Source organism: Pseudomonas sp. 20-5 (genome assembly GCF_056782835.1).
In genome coordinates, this window is the sequence record NZ_CM165584.1 from 1,605,434 (window position 1) to 1,627,495 (window position 22,062).

Annotated in this window: 20 protein-coding genes; 11 read left to right on the plus strand and 9 right to left on the minus strand. The window is 66.6% G+C overall.

Features of this window, described 5'->3' with window-relative positions; all coding sequences use genetic code 11:
* Positions 1 to 57: 57 nt before the first annotated feature.
* The 4 genes from tsi3 to metG all read right to left on the minus strand — a co-directional run bounded on the left by tsi3 (position 58) and on the right by metG (position 4,675).
* Positions 58 to 495 (minus strand): T6SS effector muramidase immunity protein Tsi3, encoded by a 438-nt coding sequence (tsi3, locus tag AC1RB9_RS07490; RefSeq protein WP_003117529.1) that lies wholly within the window; start codon positions 493 to 495, stop codon positions 58 to 60.
* The gene (gene tse3 / locus AC1RB9_RS07495; RefSeq protein WP_003092026.1) at positions 492 to 1,718 is read right to left on the minus strand and encodes a type VI secretion system effector muramidase Tse3; all 1,227 of its coding nucleotides are present in this window, start codon (positions 1,716 to 1,718) and stop codon (positions 492 to 494) included. Before tse3 ends, tsi3 begins: the two co-directional genes overlap by 4 nt.
* Positions 1,719 to 1,804: 86 nt before the next feature.
* Complete coding sequence (locus AC1RB9_RS07500; protein WP_003453552.1) at positions 1,805 to 2,605, minus strand: DUF4349 domain-containing protein; 801 nt, start codon at positions 2,603 to 2,605, stop codon at positions 1,805 to 1,807.
* A gap of 33 nt (positions 2,606 to 2,638) precedes the next feature.
* A complete protein-coding gene (gene metG / locus AC1RB9_RS07505) occupies positions 2,639 to 4,675 on the minus strand; it encodes a methionine--tRNA ligase (RefSeq protein ID WP_003453544.1) in 2,037 nt (678 codons plus the stop codon).
* Between the two features lie 130 nt (positions 4,676 to 4,805).
* Here metG and apbC point away from each other — a divergent pair, with 130 nt between their 5' ends.
* The 9 genes from apbC to rarD all read left to right on the plus strand — a co-directional run bounded on the left by apbC (position 4,806) and on the right by rarD (position 13,650).
* Complete coding sequence (apbC, locus tag AC1RB9_RS07510; RefSeq protein ID WP_003092020.1) at positions 4,806 to 5,900, plus strand: iron-sulfur cluster carrier protein ApbC; 1,095 nt, start codon at positions 4,806 to 4,808, stop codon at positions 5,898 to 5,900.
* A 100-nt stretch (positions 5,901 to 6,000) separates the two neighbouring features.
* Entirely contained in the window at positions 6,001 to 6,567 is a 567-nt protein-coding gene (gene dcd / locus AC1RB9_RS07515; protein WP_003092017.1) for a dCTP deaminase, read from the plus strand.
* Positions 6,568 to 6,990: 423 nt separating this feature from the next.
* Entirely contained in the window at positions 6,991 to 7,878 is an 888-nt protein-coding gene (gene rhlA, locus AC1RB9_RS07520) for a 3-(3-hydroxydecanoyloxy)decanoate synthase (RefSeq protein ID WP_003092013.1), read from the plus strand.
* Positions 7,879 to 7,943: 65 nt separating this feature from the next.
* On the plus strand, positions 7,944 to 9,224 hold the full coding sequence (locus AC1RB9_RS07525; RefSeq protein ID WP_003453539.1) for a glycosyltransferase: 1,281 nt from the start codon (positions 7,944 to 7,946) through the stop codon (positions 9,222 to 9,224).
* Between the two features lie 124 nt (positions 9,225 to 9,348).
* Positions 9,349 to 10,074, plus strand: coding sequence for a quorum sensing system transcriptional regulator RhlR (gene rhlR, locus AC1RB9_RS07530; protein WP_003119559.1), 726 nt, complete (start codon positions 9,349 to 9,351; stop codon positions 10,072 to 10,074).
* A 179-nt stretch (positions 10,075 to 10,253) separates the two neighbouring features.
* Entirely contained in the window at positions 10,254 to 10,859 is a 606-nt protein-coding gene (gene rhlI, locus AC1RB9_RS07535; protein ID WP_003111059.1) for an acyl-homoserine-lactone synthase RhlI, read from the plus strand.
* A gap of 154 nt (positions 10,860 to 11,013) precedes the next feature.
* Positions 11,014 to 11,820, plus strand: a complete 807-nt coding sequence (gene pheC, locus AC1RB9_RS07540) for a cyclohexadienyl dehydratase (RefSeq protein ID WP_003092003.1) — start codon at positions 11,014 to 11,016, stop codon at positions 11,818 to 11,820.
* Positions 11,821 to 11,893: 73 nt separating this feature from the next.
* Complete coding sequence (locus AC1RB9_RS07545) at positions 11,894 to 12,754, plus strand: carboxylate/amino acid/amine transporter (protein WP_003092000.1); 861 nt, start codon at positions 11,894 to 11,896, stop codon at positions 12,752 to 12,754.
* Positions 12,751 to 13,650, plus strand: a complete 900-nt coding sequence (gene rarD, locus AC1RB9_RS07550) for an EamA family transporter RarD (RefSeq protein WP_003453536.1) — start codon at positions 12,751 to 12,753, stop codon at positions 13,648 to 13,650. Before AC1RB9_RS07545 ends, rarD begins: the two co-directional genes overlap by 4 nt.
* A 20-nt stretch (positions 13,651 to 13,670) precedes the next feature.
* Here rarD and AC1RB9_RS07555 read toward each other — a convergent pair whose 3' ends face one another.
* Positions 13,671 to 14,267, minus strand: coding sequence for a C40 family peptidase (locus AC1RB9_RS07555; RefSeq protein ID WP_003103763.1), 597 nt, complete (start codon positions 14,265 to 14,267; stop codon positions 13,671 to 13,673).
* Positions 14,268 to 14,723: 456 nt separating this feature from the next.
* Here AC1RB9_RS07555 and AC1RB9_RS07560 point away from each other — a divergent pair, with 456 nt between their 5' ends.
* Positions 14,724 to 16,418: an NAD-dependent malic enzyme gene (locus AC1RB9_RS07560; protein WP_003103761.1), complete on the plus strand. Its 1,695-nt coding sequence runs from the start codon at positions 14,724 to 14,726 to the stop codon at positions 16,416 to 16,418.
* A 120-nt stretch (positions 16,419 to 16,538) separates the two neighbouring features.
* Here the strand turns inward: AC1RB9_RS07560 and AC1RB9_RS07565 are convergent, their stop codons facing one another.
* The 4 genes from AC1RB9_RS07565 to AC1RB9_RS07580 all read right to left on the minus strand — a co-directional run bounded on the left by AC1RB9_RS07565 (position 16,539) and on the right by AC1RB9_RS07580 (position 20,418).
* Positions 16,539 to 16,997, minus strand: coding sequence for an NUDIX hydrolase (locus AC1RB9_RS07565; protein ID WP_003113894.1), 459 nt, complete (start codon positions 16,995 to 16,997; stop codon positions 16,539 to 16,541).
* Positions 16,994 to 17,536: a dihydrofolate reductase family protein gene (locus AC1RB9_RS07570; RefSeq protein WP_003119560.1), complete on the minus strand. Its 543-nt coding sequence runs from the start codon at positions 17,534 to 17,536 to the stop codon at positions 16,994 to 16,996. The genes AC1RB9_RS07565 and AC1RB9_RS07570 overlap by 4 nt, the downstream gene beginning before the upstream one ends.
* A gap of 19 nt (positions 17,537 to 17,555) precedes the next feature.
* Positions 17,556 to 18,884 carry a mechanosensitive ion channel family protein gene (locus tag AC1RB9_RS07575; protein WP_003103754.1) on the minus strand — a complete coding sequence of 443 codons (1,329 nt, stop codon included), beginning with the start codon at positions 18,882 to 18,884 and terminating at the stop codon, positions 17,556 to 17,558.
* 166 nt (positions 18,885 to 19,050) lie between these two features.
* Positions 19,051 to 20,418, minus strand: coding sequence for an MFS transporter (locus AC1RB9_RS07580; RefSeq protein WP_003113893.1), 1,368 nt, complete (start codon positions 20,416 to 20,418; stop codon positions 19,051 to 19,053).
* Positions 20,419 to 20,603: 185 nt separating this feature from the next.
* Here AC1RB9_RS07580 and AC1RB9_RS07585 point away from each other — a divergent pair, with 185 nt between their 5' ends.
* Positions 20,604 to 21,944 (plus strand): DEAD/DEAH box helicase, encoded by a 1,341-nt coding sequence (locus tag AC1RB9_RS07585; RefSeq protein ID WP_003122185.1) that lies wholly within the window; start codon positions 20,604 to 20,606, stop codon positions 21,942 to 21,944.
* Positions 21,945 to 22,062 lie beyond the last annotated feature (118 nt).

The following is a 22,062-nucleotide window of genomic DNA, read 5'->3' on the forward strand; positions in this document are numbered from 1 at the left end:
GCAAACACGTACGAAAGACCGGGAGACGGACTGCCGTTGCGTCTCCCGGGGTCGCGCTCACTGCAACCTGGCCCGCTCCAGCAGCGCCCAGGCCAGGGCGAAGGTCGGTTCGCCATCCTCGCTCTGCTCGCTGGCGCTGACCACGATCCACCGCGCGCCCGCCGGCTTGGCTGCCCACAGGCGGTATTCGCTGCCTGCGGAGCCGCCGTCGTCTTCCTCTACCTTGTAGCGCGCCTCGCCGTCGCCCAGGCGCCTGCTCGCCAGGTCGGTCGGGGGCGGCGCGTCCCGGCGCTGGACCTCCAGTTGGCGTGGGTTGCGCAGCTTGCCGCCTTCGTCGAAGCGGAAGCCCTCGGCGCTGCGCCGCGCGTCGAAGCCGACGGGGCGCTCCACCACCAGCCCGTTCGGGTGGGTCAGGGTCTTGTCGAAGTCCACCCCGGACTCCGCGGTGCAGGCCAGCAGGGCGAGGCTGGCGAGAATCAGGGCGACTGTCTTCATGGGAACCTCATTCCAGGGTCGAGGAAGGTGGCGTAGGCATCGTCGACGAACATCGGCCAGCCCGGCGACAGGTTGTCGTCCCAGGGCCGCGAGGTGTATTCCGAGGCCAGCGCGCGGACATTGTCCCGCGGCCAGTTGCGCGGATTGCCGGCGTAGGCGCGGAGATCGATGGAGGGAAATGCGCCGCGGGTCTTCGGCAGCTTGCGCAGGTCCTGTTGCGACGCGAGGTTGGCGACGTAGCGGATGTAACGGGCGGTGGCGAAGATGTTGAATTCGTCGGAAGCCAGCAGGGTGGCGACCGCCTTGCGCGACAGGCCGCGGCGCACCGGCTGGCCGAGCAGGTCGGTGAACAGCTCGTACTTGATCGCGGTGGAGACCACTACCTGGCCGAGGCCGATGGAGGTGTTGGCGCTCTTGATGCTGACTGCCGCCTGATAGTCCTTGGCGTCTTCGTCGCGAGTCTGGTCACGCTGCTCGGCGAGGATGATCGCGCCGATCAGTTGCGGCGTCAGGTCGTACTTGCGCGCGGCCGCGGACATGACCTTGGCCCGCGACGGCGGGTTGCCCGGATAGGCGTCGGGGAACAGCGTGCTGATCGGCTGGCCGACCAGCGTCTGTGCCTGGTTCAGCTTGTCTTGCGGCGAAAGCTGGCTCAGGTAGGCGCCCAGGTCGCCGAGCGGGTTGCTGTACTTGGTGACGGTCGCCGGGTCCTTGTTGAGCAGCTTGAGCTGGTCGCCGAAGGCAATGGACGGCAGGTCGGTCGGATTGACGCCGGTGGCGCCGACCCCGCTGAACGGACCCTGGATCGCCTGGCTGGCCACCCCGGTGGCGCCGGCCGCGGCGAAGCCCAGGCGGCCAGCGGCGTCGGCGAGGTCGGCGCAGATGTCGAAGAAGGTGATGGTGGGGAAGTAGATCCAGTTGTCGGTCTGGGTGCCCAGGGGATTGTTGATCAGGCTGCGGATCAAGGCATTGCGTGCCTGGTAGCGCTGCATGGTGGTGCGCCCGGCGATGCTGGCGATCAGCGAGCGCGCCAGTTCCGGCGGGCCCACCCGCTGGAACAGCTTGATCAGCGAGCCGCTCTTGTCGAGTGCGGCGATGGTCGCATCGGGCACGTTGTCGTTGCGGATCGCGGCGATCACCCGGCGGGCTTCCTGGCGGGTCACCTGCCAGTCGTCCCAGCTATAGGAAATCAGTGACTCGATCAGGTCGCTGGTGGCGGTCATCGGTCTTCCTCCTTGTGAGTTGCCAGGCCCGTCAGGCGGTCCTGGGCGAAAGAGCGGACCCTCCCGGTCCGCCCGTATGCCTGGGCTCAGCGCGCCTCGTTCTTGCCGGGCCGCCGCAACCAGCGCCACAGGCCGCGCAGCAACAGGCCCAGCGGCAGCAGCACGACGAGGAACGGCAGGCTGTAGGCGAAGAACTTCATTGCGGCGATGGTGCCATCGACAAGGTCGTCGAGCAGTTGCCCGGCGGCCGTGGCGAGCTGGCCGAGGCGGCTGTCCGGCTGCGCCTCGCTGCTGAAGCTCAGGGTCAGCAGGTTGGTAGCGATGCGCCGCTGCTGCTGGGCGCCGGCCTGGGCGTTGTCGGCCAGTTGGGCTTCCACCGCGGCGATTTCCTTGGCCAGGGCCAGCAGGTCGCCGACGCTCATGTCCTTGCGCCCCTGGTATTGCTGCAGGGTCTGGTACTCGCGTTGCAGGCGCTCGCGTTGCTGGCGGGTGTCGGCGACCGCCTGGGCCAGGTCCTCGGCGCGGGTCTGCCGGCTTTCCAGCGTGCCGCTCTCGGCAGCGGCCGCGACCAGCTTCTCCACGCCGTCCGGGACGATGCGCACGGTGAGTTCGGCGTAATGGCCGATACCGCCGCGTTGTTCGATGGCGAGCACGTCGCACTGGCCGAAGCGCTCGCTGTTGCAGGCGTCGCGGCTGGCGGCGAGTTGCGCGTCGATACGCGCGGCGGGAAGGCGGATGCCGACGCGGTGTTCGTAGGCGAGGGCGGTGCCGGGTTTGCCCGTCTCGCCCTGGAAACCGGCATTGCCGGAGACGCTTTCGGCGTGTTCGGCGGAGCATCCGTAGAGCGCCGCCAGCAGGACGCCGGCGGCAAGCTTCCATGCGTTCATTCTATCGAGCCCTCCATGGCTTCGTGGTCTGCGTTACTTGACGCGCTGGCCCGGCTTGGCTCCGCTGTCCGGACTCAGCAGGTAGATCTCCTCGCCACCTGGGCCGGCGGCCAGGACCATGCCCTCGGACACCCCGAACTTCATCTTGCGCGGCGCCAGGTTGGCCACATAGAGCGTCAGGCGGCCTTCCAGGGCGCTCGGGTCGGGATACGCGCTCTTGATCCCGGAGAACACGTTACGCTTCGCGTCGCCGATGTCCAGCGACAGGCGCAGCAGCTTGTCGGCGCCTTCGACGAATTCGCACTTCTCGATCAGGGCGATGCGCAGGTCGACCGCGGCGAAAGCGTCGAAGTCGATCTCCGCGGCGATGGGTTCCTTGACCAGCTCGCCGTTGCCGGCGGGTTGGGATGCGGCGGCGGCGAGGTCTTCCTTGGAGGCTTCGATCATGGCTTCTACTTTCGCGGGCTCGATACGGGTCATCAGGGGCTGGAACGGGTTCAGTTGGTGGTTGGCCAGCAGGGTCCGGTGGTCGGCCCAGGTCAGCGGGGCGACGTTGAGGAAGGCTTCGGCGGCGGCGGCCAGCTTCGGCAGCACCGGCTTGAGGAAGATCACCAACTGGCGGAACAGGTTGATGCCCAGGCCGCAGACGGCCTGGACCTTGTCCTGCTGGCCTTCCTGCTTGGCCAGCGCCCAGGGCGCCTGTTCGGCGATCCAGGCGTTGGCGCGGTCGGCGAGGGCCATGATCTCGCGCATGGCGCGATTGAAGTCGCGGGCCTCATAGGCCTCGGCGATGCCCGGTGCGGCCTCGCGGAAGGCGGCGAGCAGCTCCGGCGCAGGATCGGCGCCGACCAGCACGCCGGCGTTGCCCTTGTGGATGAAGCCGGCGCAGCGGCTGGCGATGTTGACGACCTTGCCGACCAGGTCGGAGTTGACCTTCTGCACGAAGTCCTCGAGGTTCAGGTCGAGGTCCTCGACGCCGCGGCCGAGCTTGGAGGCGTAGTAGTAGCGCAGGTATTCCGGGTCCAGGTGGTCGAGGTAGGTGCGCGCCTTGACGAAGGTGCCGCGCGACTTGGACATCTTCTGGCCGTTCACAGTCAGGTAGCCGTGCACGTTCAGCGCGGTCGGCTTGCGGTAGCCGGCGCCTTCGAGCATGGCCGGCCAGAACAGCGCGTGGAAGTTGACGATGTCCTTGCCGATGAAGTGGTACAGCTCGGCGCTGGAGTCCTTGCCCCAGAACGCGTCGAAGTCCAGCTCGGGACGCCGCGTACAGAGGTTCTTGAAGCTGGCCATGTAGCCGATCGGCGCGTCCAGCCAGACGTAGAAGTACTTGCCGGGAGCGTCGGGAATCTCGAAGCCGAAGTACGGCGCGTCGCGCGAGATGTCCCACTGCTGGAGGCCGCTGTCCAGCCACTCGGCGAGCTTGTTGGCCACCGACTCCTGAAGGGCGCCGCTGCGGGTCCATTGCTTGAGCATGGCCTCGAAGTCCGGCAGCTTGAAGAAGTAGTGCAGCGATTCCTTGAGCACCGGGGTGGCGCCGGAGATCGCCGATTTCGGGTCCTTCAGTTCGGTCGGGGCGTAGGTCGCGCCGCAGGCCTCGCAGTTGTCGCCGTACTGGTCGGCGGTGCCGCACTTCGGGCAGGTGCCCTTGATGAAGCGGTCGGCGAGGAACATCTGCTTTTCCGGGTCGAAGTACTGGGTCACCGGGCGGGTGTCGATGTGCCCGGCGTCGCGCAGTTTCAGGTAGATCGCGCTGGACAGCTCGCGGTTCTCTTCCGAGTGGGTCGAGTGGTAGTTGTCGAAGTCCACCAGGAAGTCGGCGAAGTCGCCCATGTGCTCGGCGCGCACGGCGTCGATCAGTTGCTCGGAGGTGATGCCCTCGCGCTCGGCGCGGAGCATGATCGCCGAACCGTGGGCGTCGTCGGCGCAGACGTAGATGGCCTGGTTGCCACGCATCTTCTGGAAGCGCACCCACATGTCCGTCTGGATGTACTCCAGCATGTGTCCCAGGTGAATGGAACCGTTGGCGTAGGGGAGGGCGCTGGTAACGAGGATCTTGCGTGGTTCGGACATGGGTTCGGCTTATCGGCTGAGAGCTAAACGGATCGGTCACTATAAAGAAGCGGCGGTTTTTTTTCATCCGCGCGCCACTCGGGTAGGATGACCGGCATCGATTCCCCGCTTAACCCTCAGGAAATCCCCCATGTCCGCTATCACTCGCCAAACGGTGGAAGCCACCCTCCGCCAGTACCAGGACCCCTATCTGAACCAGGACCCCGTCAGCGCCGGCTGCCTGCGCGAGGTGGAGATCCAGGGCGACCGCGTGCGGGTGCGCCTGGAACTGGGGTACGCCGCCGGGCTGTTCAGGAACGGCCTGGCGCAAACCCTGCAAATGGCCCTGGAGGCGCTCGACGGCGTCGCTCGCGCCGAGGTCCGGGTCGACTGCGTGATCCAGCCGCACAAGGCACAGCCGCAGGTCGAGGTGATGGGCAACGTGAAGAACATCGTCGCGGTGGCTTCCGGCAAGGGCGGCGTCGGCAAGTCCACCACCGCCGCCAACCTGGCCCTGGCCTTGGCCCGCGAGGGTGCGCGGGTGGGCATCCTCGACGCGGACATCTACGGACCCAGCCAGGGCATCATGTTCGGCCTGCCGGAAGGCACCCGGCCGAAGGTCCGTGAGCAGAAGTGGTTCGAGCCCCTGGAGGCGCACGGGGTGCAGGTGATGTCGATGGCCTTCCTCACCGACGACAGCACGCCGGTGGTCTGGCGCGGGCCGATGGTCTCCGGTGCCCTGATCCAACTGATCACCCAGACCGCCTGGGACAACCTCGACTACCTGGTGGTGGACATGCCGCCGGGCACCGGCGACATCCAGCTGACCCTGGCGCAGAAGGTGCCGGTGGCCGGCGCGGTGATCGTCACCACCCCGCAGGACCTGGCGCTGCTCGACGCGAAGAAGGGCGTGGAGATGTTCCGCAAGGTGAACATCCCGGTGCTCGGCGTGGTGGAGAACATGGCGGTGCATATCTGTTCCAACTGCGGCCATGCCGAGCACCTGTTCGGCGAGGGCGGCGGCGAGAAGCTGGCGGCGCAGTTCGGCGTCGAGCTGCTGGCGTCCATGCCGCTGTCGATCGCCATCCGCACCCAGGCCGACAGCGGCCGGCCGACGGTGATCGCCGACCCGGAAAGCCAACTGGCGATGCTCTACCAGGAAATCGCCCGCCATGTCGGCGCGCGCATCGTTCTCAGCGAGCGGGCCAGCGTCGGCCTGCCGAACATCAGCATCAGCGACGACTGAGGCGCTCGGGCAGCCGTCGGCGACGGCTGCCTTTGCCCTGGGGCGGCGGCCCCGGTAAGATTCGCGATCATTTTTCGCAGCTTTCGACAGGACACCCTCCATGACCATCAAATCGGACAAGTGGATTCGCCGCATGGCTCAGGAGCACGGCATGATCGAGCCGTTCGTCGAGCGCCAGGTGCGCGGCGCGGACGACAGCCGGGTGATTTCCTACGGGGTGTCCAGCTACGGCTACGACGTGCGCTGCGCCGCCGAATTCAAGGTGTTCACCAACATCCATTCGGCGGTGGTCGATCCGAAGAACTTCGACGAGAAAAGCTTCGTCGACATCAACAGCGACGTCTGCATCATCCCGCCGAACTCCTTCGCTCTGGCGCGCACCGTCGAGTACTTCCGCATCCCGCGCGACGTCCTGACCATCTGCCTGGGCAAGAGCACCTACGCGCGTTGCGGCATCATCGTCAACGTCACCCCGCTGGAGCCGGAGTGGGAAGGCCATGTGACCCTCGAGTTCTCCAATACCACCAACCTGCCGGCGAAGATCTACGCCAACGAAGGCGTGGCGCAGATGCTCTTCCTGCAATCCGACGAGGCCTGCGAAGTGTCCTATAAGGACCGTGGCGGCAAATACCAGGGCCAGCGCGGCGTGACCCTGCCAAAAGCCTGACGCCAGAGCGTTTCGACACCGGAAACCGGGCCTGGCGCCCGGTTTTTTCATGCCTTTTCCGCCAACCCCTCGCTGTTCCCCGCCGGCCGCTCTGGCACGCCTTATCGCGGGCGGGCAGGGGCTTATGCGCAGGCGGCCGCCCGTCCTGTGAAATCTGGCAGTTACCGTTAGCTTTCGAATTGGCTAAAAAGTGTTCATCGGCTACGCGTGAACACGGACGCCAATCGTTTGCGCAGGCCGATCTGCAAGACCCACACAAGCCCCTCGCCTGAAGGGGTACGCATCCGCCGTGGCTGGTCCGCGCGGATGGCCGCTGAGTTACTTGTCTGCCGTTCGAACAACAAGAACGAACTCTACGTAATGCCGGGATACCCGTGGCAGCGATAGCTGTTTGCCTGTTCGAAAATTTTTGGGAGGTGTGAAATGCGGCGCGAAAGTCTGTTGGTATCGGTTTGCAAGGGCCTGCGGGTACATGTCGAGCGCGTTGGGCAGGATCCCGGGCGCAGCACGGTGATGCTGGTCAACGGCGCGATGGCGACCACCGCCTCGTTCGCCCGGACCTGCAAGTGCCTGGCCGAACATTTCAACGTGGTGCTGTTCGACCTGCCCTTCGCCGGGCAGTCGCGTCAGCACAACCCGCAGCGCGGGTTGATCACCAAGGACGACGAGGTGGAAATCCTCCTGGCGCTGATCGAGCGCTTCGAGGTCAATCACCTGGTCTCCGCGTCCTGGGGCGGTATCTCCACGCTGCTGGCGCTGTCGCGCAATCCGCGCGGCATCCGCAGCTCGGTGGTGATGGCATTCGCCCCTGGACTGAACCAGGCGATGCTCGACTACGTCGGGCGGGCGCAGGCGCTGATCGAGCTGGACGACAAGTCGGCGATCGGCCATCTGCTCAACGAGACCGTCGGCAAATACCTGCCGCCGCGCCTGAAAGCCAGCAACCATCAGCACATGGCTTCGCTGGCCACCGGCGAATACGAGCAGGCGCGCTTTCACATCGACCAGGTGCTGGCGCTCAACGATCGGGGCTACCTGGCTTGCCTGGAGCGGATCCAGAGCCACGTGCATTTCATCAACGGCAGCTGGGACGAATACACCACCGCCGAGGACGCCCGCCAGTTCCGCGACTACCTGCCGCACTGCAGTTTCTCGCGGGTGGAGGGCACCGGGCATTTCCTCGACCTGGAGTCCAAGCTGGCCGCGGTACGCGTGCACCGCGCCCTGCTCGAGCACCTGCTGAAGCAACCGGAGCCGCAGCGGGCGGAACGCGCGGCGGGATTCCACGAGATGGCCATCGGCTACGCCTGAACCCTTGACCTGCGAAGACCCGGCCTGGCCGGGCTTTGCGGTTGCATAACGCACGGAGTAGCCCCATGCACGCCATCCTCATCGCCATCGGCTCGGCCGGCGACGTATTTCCCTTCATCGGCCTGGCCCGGACCCTGAAATTGCGCGGGCACCGCGTGAGCCTCTGCACCATCCCGGTGTTTCGCGACGCGGTGGAGCAGCACGGCATCGCGTTCGTCCCGCTGAGCGACGAACTGACCTACCGCCGGACCATGGGCGATCCGCGCCTGTGGGACCCCAAGACGTCCTTCGGCGTGCTCTGGCAAGCCATCGCCGGGATGATCGAGCCGGTCTACGAGTACGTCTCGGCGCAGCGCCATGACGACATCGTGGTGGTCGGCTCGCTCTGGGCGCTGGGCGCACGCATCGCTCACGAGAAGTACGGGATTCCCTACCTGTCCACGCAGGTCTCGCCATCGACCTTGCTGTCGGCGCACCTGCCGCCGGTACACCCCAAGTTCAACGTGCCCGAGCAGATGCCGCTGGCGATGCGCAAGCTGCTCTGGCGCTGCATCGAGCGCTTCAAGCTGGATCGCACCTGCGCGCCGGAGATCAACGCGGTGCGCCGCAAGGTCGGCCTGGAAACGCCGGTGAAGCGCATCTTCACCCAATGGATGCATTCGCCGCAGGGCGTGGTCTGCCTGTTCCCGGCCTGGTTCGCGCCACCCCAGCAGGATTGGCCGCAACCCCTGCACATGACCGGCTTCCCGCTGTTCGACGGCAGTATCCCGGGAACCCCGCTCGACGACGAACTGCAACGCTTTCTCGATCAGGGCAACCGGCCGCTGGTGTTCACCCAGGGCTCGACCGAACACCTGCAGGGCGACTTCTACGCCATGGCCCTGCGCGCGCTGGAACGCCTCGGCGCGCGTGGGATCTTCCTCACCGGCGCCGGCCAGGAACCGCTGCGCGGCTTGCCGAACCACGTGCTGCAGCGCGCCTACGCGCCACTGGGAGCCTTGCTGCCATCGTGCGCCGGGCTGGTCCATCCGGGCGGTATCGGCGCCATGAGCCTGGCCTTGGCGGCGGGGGTGCCGCAGGTGCTGCTGCCCTGCGCCCACGACCAGTTCGACAATGCCGAACGGCTGGTCCGGCTCGGCTGCGGGATGCGCCTGGGCGTGCCGTTGCGCGAGCAGGAGTTGCGCGGGGCGCTGTGGCGCTTGCTCGAGGACCCGGCCATGGCGGCGGCCTGTCGGCGTTTCATGGAATTGTCACAACCGCACAGTATCGCTTGCGGTAAAGCGGCCCAGGTGGTCGAACGTTGTCATAGGGAGGGGGATGCGCGATGGCTGAAGGCTGCGTCCTGAACGGTGCTGGCATAACAGATAGGGTTGCCATGATTTTGCCGTATCGGCAAGGCTGCGCGCTTGACAGCGTCATACCCCGGGCCAATTCTGCTGTGATGCATTTTATCGATCAGGGCTTACTGCAATGAGGAATGACGGAGGCTTTTTGCTGTGGTGGGACGGTTTGCGTAGCGAGATGCAGCCGATCCACGACAGCCAGGGCGTGTTCGCCGTCCTGGAAAAGGAAGTGCGGCGCCTGGGCTTCGATTACTACGCCTATGGCGTGCGCCATACGATTCCCTTCACCCGGCCGAAGACCGAGGTCCATGGCACCTATCCCAAGGCCTGGCTGGAGCGATACCAGATGCAGAACTACGGGGCCGTGGATCCGGCGATCCTCAACGGCCTGCGCTCCTCGGAAATGGTGGTCTGGAGCGACAGCCTGTTCGACCAGAGCCGGATGCTCTGGAACGAGGCTCGCGATTGGGGCCTCTGTGTCGGCGCGACCCTGCCGATCCGCGCGCCGAACAATTTGCTCAGCGTGCTTTCCGTGGCGCGCGACCAGCAGAACATCTCCAGCTTCGAGCGCGAGGAAATACGCCTGCGGCTGCGTTGCATGATCGAGTTGCTGACCCAGAAGCTGACCGACCTGGAGCATCCGATGCTGATGTCCAACCCGGTCTGCCTGAGCCATCGCGAACGCGAGATCCTCCAATGGACCGCCGACGGCAAGAGCTCCGGGGAAATCGCCATCATCCTGAGCATCTCCGAGAGCACGGTGAACTTCCACCACAAGAACATCCAGAAGAAGTTCGACGCGCCGAACAAGACGCTGGCTGCCGCCTACGCCGCGGCGCTGGGCCTCATCTGAAGCGCAGGGCGCGCCGGCCGGCGCGCCCTACCAGATCTGGCAGGTTGCCTGCCGTTCATCCTCCTTTAGTCTTCCCCCTCATGTGTGTGCTGGTATGTCCTCCGACTGAGAGGGCCCAGGAGTATCAGGGTAGGGATGCCGCCTTTTTTTCTCGGCCGGCACGACACGGGGACTTGGTCATGATCGAATTGCTCTCTGAATCGCTGGAAGGGCTTTCCGCCGCCATGATCGCCGAGCTGGGACGCTACCGGCATCAGGTCTTCATCGAGAAGCTGGGCTGGGACGTGGTCTCCACCTCCAGGGTCCGCGACCAGGAGTTCGACCAGTTCGACCATCCGCAAACCCGCTACATCGTCGCCATGGGCCGCCAGGGTATCTGCGGTTGTGCCCGCCTGTTGCCGACGACCGACGCCTACCTGCTCAAGGAAGTCTTCGCCTACCTGTGCAGCGAAACCCCGCCCAGCGATCCGTCGGTATGGGAGCTTTCGCGCTACGCCGCCAGCGCGGCGGACGATCCGCAACTGGCGATGAAGATATTCTGGTCCAGCCTGCAATGCGCCTGGTACCTGGGCGCCAGTTCGGTGGTGGCGGTGACCACCACGGCCATGGAGCGCTATTTCGTTCGCAACGGCGTGATCCTCCAGCGCCTCGGCCCGCCGCAGAAGGTCAAGGGCGAGACGCTGGTCGCGATCAGCTTCCCGGCCTACCAGGAGCGCGGCCTGGAGATGCTGCTGCGCTACCACCCGGAATGGCTGCAGGGCGTACCGCTGTCGATGGCGGTGTGAGGTCGTCAGCCATTTCGCGCACTTTTTTCCGCTTCTCCTGCCGCATGCTCGGCCCGCGCCCCGGCGTCATCGGGCGTTCCCCTGCATTCCGGGATTTGGCCGCGGCTGCCGACTTGCGTAGTCTCTCTGCGGTCCGCCATCCCGAGGAGTCGCCATGCCGAAGTCATTCCGCCATCTCGTCCAGGCCCTGGCCTGCCTTGCGCTGCTGGCCAGCGCCAGCCTCCAGGCGCAGGAGAGCCGCCTCGACCGCATCCTCGAAAGCGGCGTGCTGCGCGTCGCCACCACTGGCGACTACAAGCCCTTCAGCTACCGCACGGAAGAGGGCGGTTACGCCGGTTTCGACGTGGACATGGCGCAGCGCCTGGCCGAGAGCCTGGGGGCCAAGCTGGTAGTGGTGCCGACCAGTTGGCCGAACCTGATGCGCGATTTCGCCGACGACCGCTTCGACATCGCCATGAGCGGCATCTCGATCAACCTGGAGCGCCAGCGCCAGGCGTATTTCTCGATTCCCTACCTGCGCGACGGCAAGACGCCGATCACCCTCTGTAGCGAAGAAGCGCGTTTCCAGACCCTGGAGCAGATCGACCAGCCGGGCGTGACGGCCATCGTCAACCCCGGCGGCACCAACGAGAAGTTCGCCCGGGCGAACCTGAAGAAGGCCCGGATCCTGGTGCATCCGGACAACGTGACGATCTTCCAGCAGATCGTCGACGGCAAGGCCGACCTGATGATGACCGACGCCATCGAGGCCCGCCTGCAGTCGCGTCTGCACCCGGAACTCTGCGCCGTGCATCCGCAGCAACCCTTCGACTTCGCCGAGAAGGCCTACCTGCTGCCGCGCGACGAGGCCTTCAAGCGCTACGTCGACCAGTGGCTGCACATCGCCGAGCAGAGCGGCTTGTTGCGCCAGCGCATGGAGCACTGGCTCGAATACCGCTGGCCCACCGCGCACGGCAAGTAATACAGGGCCCGCGCGGCCTTCCTTGGCGGCGGCAAAAACGTTATGGTCGGCGCCCCATCCTGGTGCCTGGTCCATGCGTTATCTACTGTTCGTCACCGTCCTCTGGGCGTTCTCCTTCAACCTGATCGGCGAGTACCTCGCCGGCCAGGTCGACAGCTACTTCGCCGTGCTTACCCGGGTCCTTCTCGCTGGCCTGGTGTTTCTCCCGCTGACCCGCTGGCGCGGCGTCGAACCGCGTTTCGTCGGCGGGGTGATGCTGGTCGGCGCGCTGCAGTTCGGCATCACCTACGTCTGCCTGTACCTGAGCTTCAACGTGCTGACGGTGCCCGAGGTGCTGCTGTTCACCGTGCTGACGCCGGTCCACGTGGCCCTGTTCGACGACCTGCTCAACCGCCGCTTCAACTTCTGGGCCCTGGCCGCCGCGCTGGTGGCGGTGCTGGGCGCGGCGATCATCCGCTACGACGGGATCACCGGCGAGTTCCTCCAGGGCTTCCTGCTGCTGCAACTGGCCAACGCCACCTTCGCCGCCGGCCAGGTGCTGTACAAGCGCCTGGTGCGCAAGTACCCGTCCGAGCTGCCGCAGCGCCAGCGCTTCGGTTATTTCTTCGTTGGCGCGCTGCTGGTGGCGTTGCCTGCCTGGCTGCTGTTCGGCGATCCGCAGCGCCTGCCGGCCGGCGAGCTGCAATGGGGCGTACTGGTATGGATGGGGCTGCTGGCCACCGCCCTCGGCCAGTTCTGGTGGAACAAGGGCGCCACCGAGGTGGACGCCGGTACCCTGGCGGTGATGAACAACCTGCACGTGCCGGTCGGGTTGCTGCTCAACCTGCTGATCTGGAACCAGCACGCCGACCTGCCGCGCCTGGCCCTGGGCGGCGCGGTGATCGTCGCTTCGCTGTGGGTCAACCGGCTCGGCCGGCGCGAGGTGCGTGCATGAGGATTTCCGGACAGGGCGTGCTGCTGTCGCTGGCCGCCTCGGTGCTGTTCGTTACCCTGCCGGGCTACGTCCACCTGCTGGAGCCGCTGGACAGCCTGCAGGTGGTGGCGCATCGGGTGGTCTGGTCGATCCCGATGGTATTCCTGCTGGTCGTCGCCACCCGCCAGTGGCCGACCCTGCGCGCCGCCTGGTGCCGGCTGTTCGCCGAGCCCTGGCTGCTGGCCTGCTTCCCGCTGACCGCGGCGATGATGCTGCTGCAATGGGGCATCTTCATCTGGGCGCCGTTGGCCGGGAAAACCCTTGAACTGTCGCTGGGCTACTTCCTCCTGCCGCTGGTGATGGTGCTGGTGGGGCGGGTGTTCTACGGCGAGCGCCTGACGCCGCTGCAGGCTATCGCCGTGGCCTGCGCGCTGGCCGGGGTGCTCCACGAGTTCTGGCTGACCCGCGCGTTCTCCTGGGTCTCCCTGGTCACCGCGCTGGGCTATCCCCCGTACTTCATGCTGCGGCGCAGGATGGGCGTGGACGCGCTGTCCGGGTTCGTCTTCGAGATGCTCTTCCTGCTGCCGCTGGCGTTGGCCGCGCTGTACTGGCTGGGCGACGAGAGCCAGGCCTTCCGCGAGGCGCCGCGCCTGTGGCTGCTGCTGCCGATGCTGGGGCTGATCAGCGCCCTGGCCTTCGGCGCGATGATGGCTTCCAGCCGGCTGCTGCCGATGGGGCTGTTCGGGATTCTCAGCTACGTCGAACCGGTGCTGCTGTTCCTGGTGGCGGTACTGTTCCTCGGCGAGGCGTTCCGTCCCGAGCAGCTATGGACCTACGCGCCGATCTGGCTGGCGGTGCTGTTGACCGGCTGGGACAGCGCGCGCCTGCTGAGGAAACAGGCGCGGCGGGGCATCTGAGCGAGCCGCAGGCGCCGGAATCAGCGCTTGCGGGTGCTTTCGACCTGGGCGAGGGTGGTCGGCAGGATGCGCTTGCCGGCCAGGTAGTGGCGTTTCCAGTAGCTGCTGTTGAGGTCGGAGACGCGGACCTTCTTGCCGCGCCGCGGCGCATGCACGAAGCGGTCGTTGCCGACGTAGATGCCGACGTGGTCGACGCTGCGGCTGCGGATCCGGAAGAACACCAGGTCGCCCGGTTGCAGCTTGCCGCGGGAGACCTTGTTGTTGTCCATGTTGTAGATGGCGCGGGCGGTCCGCGGCAGGTCGACGTCGTCGACGTCCTGGAACACATAGTTGACCAGGCCGCTGCAATCGAAGCCTTTCTTCGGCGTGGTGCCGCCCCAGCGGTAGGGGGTGCCGATCATGCTGAAGGCGCGGTCGGTGACTTCGGAAGCGGCGGCCGCGACCACCGAGCGGTTGGCGGACTGGCGGGTGCTGACGACCCGGCTGGGCGACAGGGTGGAATTCTTCGACGGCTTGAAGGTGTGGGTGACCTGGTTGGAAGCCAGGCTGGGCGTCGAGAGGGCGGCCAGAAGGGCCGCGAAGCCTACAGACAGGCATGTCAAAAAGGGTGAACGCATTTCGGCATGTCTTCGCGTGCGTGAATAACGGTCCAGGCTTCCGCTGGTTCGTGGTTACTCTCTGTTCATCGGAGTGTCTTCTGGGTGACCGGAACGAGCCCTCCTGACTCTTCCGACCAGGCCGTCAAACGAAACGGCCAACTGCTTCCGGGCCTGGATGCATTCAGGTTGTCCCGGCGATAACGGGCTTCACGAAGGAAAATCGGGGACTCATCGGCGTTCCCAGCGTATTCCCCTACGAAAGCGGCGGCTATTGTGACCTATTTTGACGCCGGCCTTCTGACCATTCGTCGAATGATCGGTTCCGGATGTGACGCGCCGGTTTCGCCGTGCAAGTGGCGATACTTGCGGGTCCGGCAATGACCTGTTGTTCGCCGTGGCCTTGGAAAGCCTCTGCGCCGGGGGTATGTTCGTGTTCCCCGTACCCGAGTGAAGCCCGTAGAAGCGAGTCCAGATATGACCGAAACAGCCAAGCGTCCCTTGTACGTTCCCCATGCCGGCCCATCGCTGCTGGAGATGCCGCTGCTGAACAAAGGCAGCGCGTTCAGTACCCAGGAACGCATCGATTTCAACCTGCAGGGCCTGCTGCCGCACAACATCGAGACCATCGAGGAGCAGACCGAGCGCGCCTACAGCCAGTACAACCTGTGCAACACCGATCTGGACCGCCACATCTTCCTGCGCTCGATCCAGGACAACAACGAGACCCTGTTCTTCCGCCTGCTCGAGGAGCACCTGGAAGAAATGATGCCGATCATCTACACCCCCACGGTCGGCCAGGCCTGCCAGGAGTTCTCGAAGATCTACCGGACCCACCGCGGCCTGTTCATCTCCTACCCGGACCGCGAGCGGATCGACGACATCCTGCGCAGCGCCACCAAGAACAACGTGAAGATCGTGGTGGTCACCGACAGCGAGCGGATCCTCGGCCTCGGCGACCAGGGCATCGGCGGGATGGGCATCCCGATCGGCAAGCTGTCGCTGTACACCGCCTGCGGCGGTATCAGCCCGGCCTACACCCTGCCGGTGGTGCTGGACGTCGGCACCAACAACCCGGACCTGCTCAACGACCCGATGTACATGGGCTGGCGCCACGAGCGGGTGAGCGGGGCGCAGTACGAGGAGTTCGTCGACCTGTTCATCCAGGCGATCAAGCGCCGCTGGCCCAACGTCCTGCTGCAATTCGAGGACTTCGCCCAGACCAATGCCATGCCGTTGCTGGAGCGCTACAAGGACGAGCTGTGCTGCTTCAACGACGACATCCAGGGCACCGCCGCGGTGGCCGTGGGCACCCTGCTGGCGGCTTGCAAGGCCAAGGGCGAGAAGCTCAGCGAGCAGACCGTGACCTTCGTCGGCGCCGGCTCCGCCGGTTGCGGCATCGCCGAACAGATCATCGCCGCCATGCAACTGGAGGGCCTGGACGAGGCCCAGGCGCGTCGGCGCATCTTCATGGTCGACCGCTGGGGCCTGCTCACCGACGACATGAGCAACCTGCTCGACTTCCAGCACCGCCTGGCGCAGAAGCGCGCCGATCTCGGTGCCTGGGGCGGCCAGCAGGGCGACGACCTGGCGTTGCTGGAAGTGATCCGCAATGCCCGGCCGACGGTGCTGATCGGCGTCTCCGGGCAGCGCGGGCTGTTTTCCGAAGAGGTCATCCGTGAGCTGCACAGCCATTGCAAGCAGCCGCTGGTGATGCCGCTGTCCAACCCGACCTCGCGGGTCGAGGCGACTCCGCAGGAAATCCTCAACTGGACCGACGGCCAGGCGCTGGTCGCCACCGGTAGCCCGTTCCAACCGGTGCAGGTGGGCGACAAGCGGATTCCCATCGCCCAGTGCAACAACGCCTATATCTTCCCCGGCATCGGCCTGGGGGTGATCGCCGCGCGGGCCAACCGGGTCACCGAAGGCATGCTGATGGCCGCGGCCAACGCCCTGGCCAACTGCTCGCCGATCGTTACCCAGGGCGAGGGCGCCGTGTTGCCGGCGCTGGGCGACATCCGCGAGGTCAGCAAGCGCATCGCCGTCGCCGTGGCCAAGCAGGCCCAGGCCGAGGGCAAGGCCCTGCATACCAGCGACGAGGTACTGAACGACGCCATCGAGGCGAACTTCTGGTTCCCGCGCTACCGTGCCTACCGCCGGACTTCGTTCTGAGGCTCAGCCGCAGGCTGCGCACGGGGGAGAGGCGTTAACCGCCGATATTCCGCGCGATCGGTGCGAGAACGCGAAAAGGCCACCCCGAGGTGGCCTTTTTCGTTAACGGTAGCGCTAGCGCTAGCGCACATGATCGGGGCGCGTCCGGTGTTCGGCCTGGGTTTCCGGGTTTTCCGCCGCGCGCCGCGCCAGGGCCGGCAGGACATGATCGCGCAGCAGCGGCGCGAGATTGTCCGGCTGCGCTTGGCCGGGGACCAGCCAGGCCAGTTCCTCCAGCTCCGCCTGCGCACAGACGGCGTGGGGCAAGCGGGCGACGTAGATATCGGCATCGACGCGGGTGTTCGCCTCGTTGGCCGCCGGCGCCTGGAAGCTGCCGAGGTGCTCGAAGGTCGAGGCGCCCATCGGCAGGCGCAGTTCCTCCAGCAGTTCGCGCTGTAGCGCGGCGAGGGGCGTTTCGCCCGGCTCGCGCTTGCCGCCCGGGAGCATGAAGGCCTGGGTGCCGCGCTTGCGCACCAGCAACAGGTTGCCCTGGTCGTCGAACAGGCAGGCGGCGGAAATGCTCAGCAGGTTGTCGGTCATTGCGGGTCGTCCTCGGCGATCACCTGGTAGCGCATCTGTACGATGCCGCTGTTGTAGCCATGTTGTTCCAGCAGTTGCAGGCGCCGCTCGCGGCCGCCGGCGAACAGCGGGATGCCGGCGCCGAGCAGCTGCGGAATGACGCTGACGATCACCTCGTCGAGCAGCCCGGCCGCCAGGCAACTACCGGCGAGGCTGCCGCCGCCGGCCAGCCAGACCCGCCGGCAGCCCTGTTCGCCGAGGCGTGCGAGGCCTTCCTGGGGCGTGCCATGGCGCAACTCGACGCCTTCCACCGCGCTCTCCCGGGGATTGCGGGTGAGCACCTGGCAGGGCTTGCCCGGATACGGCCAGTCGCCGAAGCCGCGCACGATATCGTAGGTGCCGCGGCCCATCAGCAGCCCGTCGATGCCCTGGTAGAAGCCGTTGTAGCCATGGTCGTTGCCGCCCTCGGCGAAACGGTCGAGCCAGTCGACGCTACCGTCGGGACGGGCGATGAAGCCGTCCAGGCTGGTGGCGACGTAGTAGATCAGGTGCGGTTTCATGGACGGCGCTCCCCTCGCTTCAGACAGTGGCTTCGTCGCTGCGGCTCGGTGCGGCCAACGCCTCGAACGAACGGGCCTCGGCGTCACGCCCTTCGAGCATGCCCTGCAGCCCCTGGCGCAGGTCCTGGCCGCTGGGTTGCTGGTAGGCGCCGAGGCCGAACTCCGGCATCACCGCCAGCAGGTAGTCGAACACGTCGCCCTGGATGCGCTCGTAGTCGACCCAGGCGGTGGTGCGGGTGAAGCAGTATATCTCCAGCGGGATGCCCTGGGCGGTCGGCTGCAACTGGCGGACCATGCAGGTCATGTGCGGATGGATGTCCGGATGGTTCTGCAGGTAGGCGAGGGCGTAGGCGCGGAACGTACCGATGTTGGTCAGCCGGCGGCGGTTGGCGGCCAGCGGGGCGACCCCGCCGTTGGCGGCATTCCACTCCTGCAACTCGGTCTGCTTGCGGGCCATGTATTCGGTGAGCAGGCGCACCTGGCTCAGGCGCCGCTCTTCCTTCTCGTCGAGGAAACGCACCTGGCTGGAGTCGACGTAGATCGCCCGCTTGATCCGCCGTCCGCCGGACTGCTGCATGCCGCGCCAGTTCTTGAACGACTCCGACATCAGGCGCCAGGTCGGCACCGAGACGATGGTCTTGTCGAAGTTCTGCACCTTCACGGTGTACAGGGTGATGTCCACCACGTCGCCGTCGGCGCCGACCTGCGGCATCTCGATCCAGTCGCCGACTCGCAGCATGTCGTTGCTGGTGAGCTGCACGCTGGCGACGAAGGACATCAGGGTGTCCTTGTAGACCAGCAGGAGGACCGCCGACATCGCGCCGAGGCCGGACAGCAGCAGGAGCGGCGAGCGGTCGATGATGATCGAGACGATGATGATCGCGCCGAACACGAACACGGCGATCTTCGCCAGTTGCACGTAGCCCTTGATCGAGCGGGTGCGGGCGTGCTCGGTACGCGCGTAGATGTCCAGCAGGGCATTCAGCAGCGCGGTGAGGGCGAGGATCAGGAACAGCACGGTGAAGGCCAGTGCCAGGTTGCCGAGGAAGTGCGCGGCCTTGTCCGGCATCTCCGGGATCCACGGCAGGCCGAATTGCACCAGCAGCGAGGGCGTGGTTTGCGCCAGGCGCTGGAACACCTTGTTGCGGATCAGGTCGCCGAGCCAGTGCAGCGCGGGCTGGCGGGCGAGCAGGTTGGCGGCGTAGAGGACGATGTAGCGGGCCACCCGGCCGAGGATCAGGGCGCCCACCAGCAGCAGGCCGAAGGCCAGGCCGGCGTGCAGGATAGGGTGTTGGTCGAGCGCCGACCAGTACCCGGAGAGCTGGTCGAGAAGGGATGTGGAGTCCATGGACAGGCGACTTCCTTTGTAGCGGGCGGGGGGACGGGCCGGCCCCGCGGTTGAACGGAGATCCCGACGCGGGGGCCGGGAACGCACAAAGGAACCAAGAGTGCCCCATCGGGCGCCGGATCGCATCCCCGACGTGTCTACAAAGGTTTTCCGCCGACGCGCGGGCTCAGCCGGCAAGCTCCTCCAGGGTGCGCCCGCGGGTCTCGATGCCGAAGGCCCAGACCACCAGGGCGGCGACGCCGAAACAGAGGGCGCCGAGGGTGAACACCCCGCCCTGGCCGGTGAGCGGCAGGACCAGCCCGGTGACCAGCGGGCCGAGCAGCGAGCCGATCCGCCCGACCGCCGAGGCGAAGCCCGAGCCGGTGGCGCGCGCGGAGGTCGGATAGAGTTCCGGGGTATAGGTGTAGAGCACCGCCCACATGCCGAACAGGAAGAACTGCATGGCCAGGCCGAAGCCGATCAGCAGCGCCAGGCTGCCGCCGAACACCGCGGTCTGGCCGTAGGCGTAGGCCATCGCGCCGCCGCCGAGGAGCATCAGCACGCAGCTCGGCTTGCGGCCCCAGCTTTCCACCAGCCAGGCCGCGCAGAGGAAGCCGGGTATCCCGGCCAGCGAAATCAGCACCGTGTAGTACACCGACTGGGTGACGGCGAAGCCGGATTGCTGGAGCAGCGCGCTGAGCCAGGAGGTCAGGCCGTAGAAACCGAGCAGGGCGAAGAACCACAGGCCCCAGACGGTCAGGGTGCGGCGCCGGTAGGCTGGCGACCAGAGCTCGGCGAAGGCGCTGAAGAAGCCCGGACGGCTGCGTTCCCGCTGCGGCTGGCGCAGCGGCGGCGGCAGTTCGGTCAGGCCCAGCGAACGCATCACCCGTGCTTCTATGTCGCGCAATACCCGGTCCGCCTGTTCGCGCCGGCCGGCCTGCTCCAGCCAGCGCGGCGACTCGGGAATCAGGAAGCGGATGGCGAGGACGAACACCGCCGGCAGCGCCAGCACCAGGAAAATGCTGCGCCAGCCGGTCAGCGGCAGCAGGAAGTAGGACAGGCAGCCGGCAGCGACGAAGCCCAGCGGCCAGAAGCCGTCCATCAGCGCAATGTACTTGCCGCGGCGGCTGGCCGGGATCATCTCCGACAGCAGCGACTGGGCGATGGGAAACTCCATCCCCATGCCGATCCCCAGCAATACCCGGTAGAAGGTCAGGCTGTCGAGGTCGCCGGCGGTGGAGCACAGGTAGCTGGCCAGGCCCCAGAGCACGATGCTGGCCTGGAATACCGGCTTGCGCCCGAAGCGGTCGGCGAGCATGCCCGACAGGGCCGCGCCGATCACCATGCCGAAGAAGCTCGAGCTGGCCAGCAGCCCGGCCTGCGCCGAGTCGAGCCCGAACTCGGCTTTGATCGAGCCGAGCAGGAAGGTCATCATCGCCAGGTCCATCGAGTCGAAGAAGAACGCCAGCGCGATGATCACGAAGACCAGTCGGTGATATGGACTCAGCGGCAGCCGTTCGAGGCGTTCGGCGGCGGATGCGGGCGCGTCGGGCATGACCTGGTTCCTCTGGGCGGCGGGCGTCGAACGAGTCTGCGATCGCCGCCCGCGCCGTGCTTGCCTGGCGGCGACCCGGCGTCGAGCCGATTGCGACGCCGGCACTGGCCGTCGTGCCGCGCGAATAAAGCCTGCGCGCCGGCGCGGCAACCGTTAGGCTATGCACCTGTCCATTTTCACGTGCAATGCCGAGGTCTCCCTTGTTCAGCCAATTTCCCCTCCACGAACGCCTGCTGAAGGCACTGGAAAGCCTGTCCTTCAGCGAGCCGACGCCGGTCCAGGCCGCGGCCATTCCCAAGGCGCTGGAGGGGCACGACCTGCGGGTCACGGCGCAGACCGGCAGCGGCAAGACCGCGGCCTTCCTGCTGCCGCTGCTGCACCGCCTGCTGGCCGAGGACAAGCCGCGCTCCCTGGCGCGCGCGCTGATCCTCCTGCCGACCCGCGAGCTGGCCCAGCAGACCCTCAAGGAAGTCGAGCGCTTCGCCCAGTTCACCTTCATCAAGGCCTGCCTGATCACTGGTGGCGAGGACTTCAAGGTGCAGGGCGCGCGCCTGCGCAAGAACCCGGAGATCATCATCGGCACCCCCGGCCGCCTGCTCGAGCAGCGCAACGCCGGCAACCTGCCGTTGCAGGACATCGAGGTGCTGGTGCTGGACGAGGCCGACCGCATGCTCGACATGGGCTTCGCCGACGACGTGCTGGCCCTGGCCAATGCCTGCCCGGCCGAGCGCCAGACCCTGCTGTTCTCCGCCACCCACAGCGGCGCCGGGTTGAACAAGGTGATCGCCGAGGTGCTGCGCGAGCCGCAAGTGCTGCGCCTGAACCAGGTCGGCGAGCTGAACGAGAATGTCCGCCAGCAGGTCATCACCGCCGACGACGTGGCGCACAAGGAACAGTTGCTGCAATGGCTGCTGAGCAACGAGACCTACACCAAGGCCATCGTCTTCACCAATACCCGGGTCTCCGCCGATCGCCTGACCGGGCGGCTGATCGCCAACCAGCACAAGGTCTTCGTCCTGCATGGCGAGAAGGACCAGAAGGACCGCAAGCTGGCCATCGAGCGCCTGAAGCAGGGCGCGGTGAAGATCCTCGTCGCCACCGACGTCGCCGCACGCGGCCTGGACGTCGAAGGCCTGGACCTGGTGATCAACTTTGACATGCCGCGCAGCGGCGACGAGTACGTGCACCGCATCGGCCGGACCGGTCGCGCCGGCGCCGAGGGCCTGGCGATCTCGCTGATCTGCCATGGCGACTGGAACCTGATGTCGAGCGTCGAACGCTACCTCAAGCAGAACTTCGAACGACGCAACATCAAGGAACTGAAGGCCGCCTACCAGGGGCCGAAGAAACTCAAGGCGTCGGGCAAGGCCGCCGGCAGCAAGAAGAAAAAGCAGGACAGGAAGGGCGCCGCCGCCAAGCCCGCGGCCAAGCGCAAGCCCGCCGCGCGGCCGAAGGCCGGGCCGTCGGCGGTGGTCAGCGCCGACGGCATGGCGCCGCTCAAGCGCAAGAAGCCGACGGCGGAGTGATCGCGCGCCGCCGACCGCTTCGGAGGGCGGATAACCGTTTGCTGTTATCCGCCGCGCCGGCGTTGGATGGCGGATAACGCCGCTGGCGCTGTCCGCCCCGGGGGACTGCCTGGCCCCG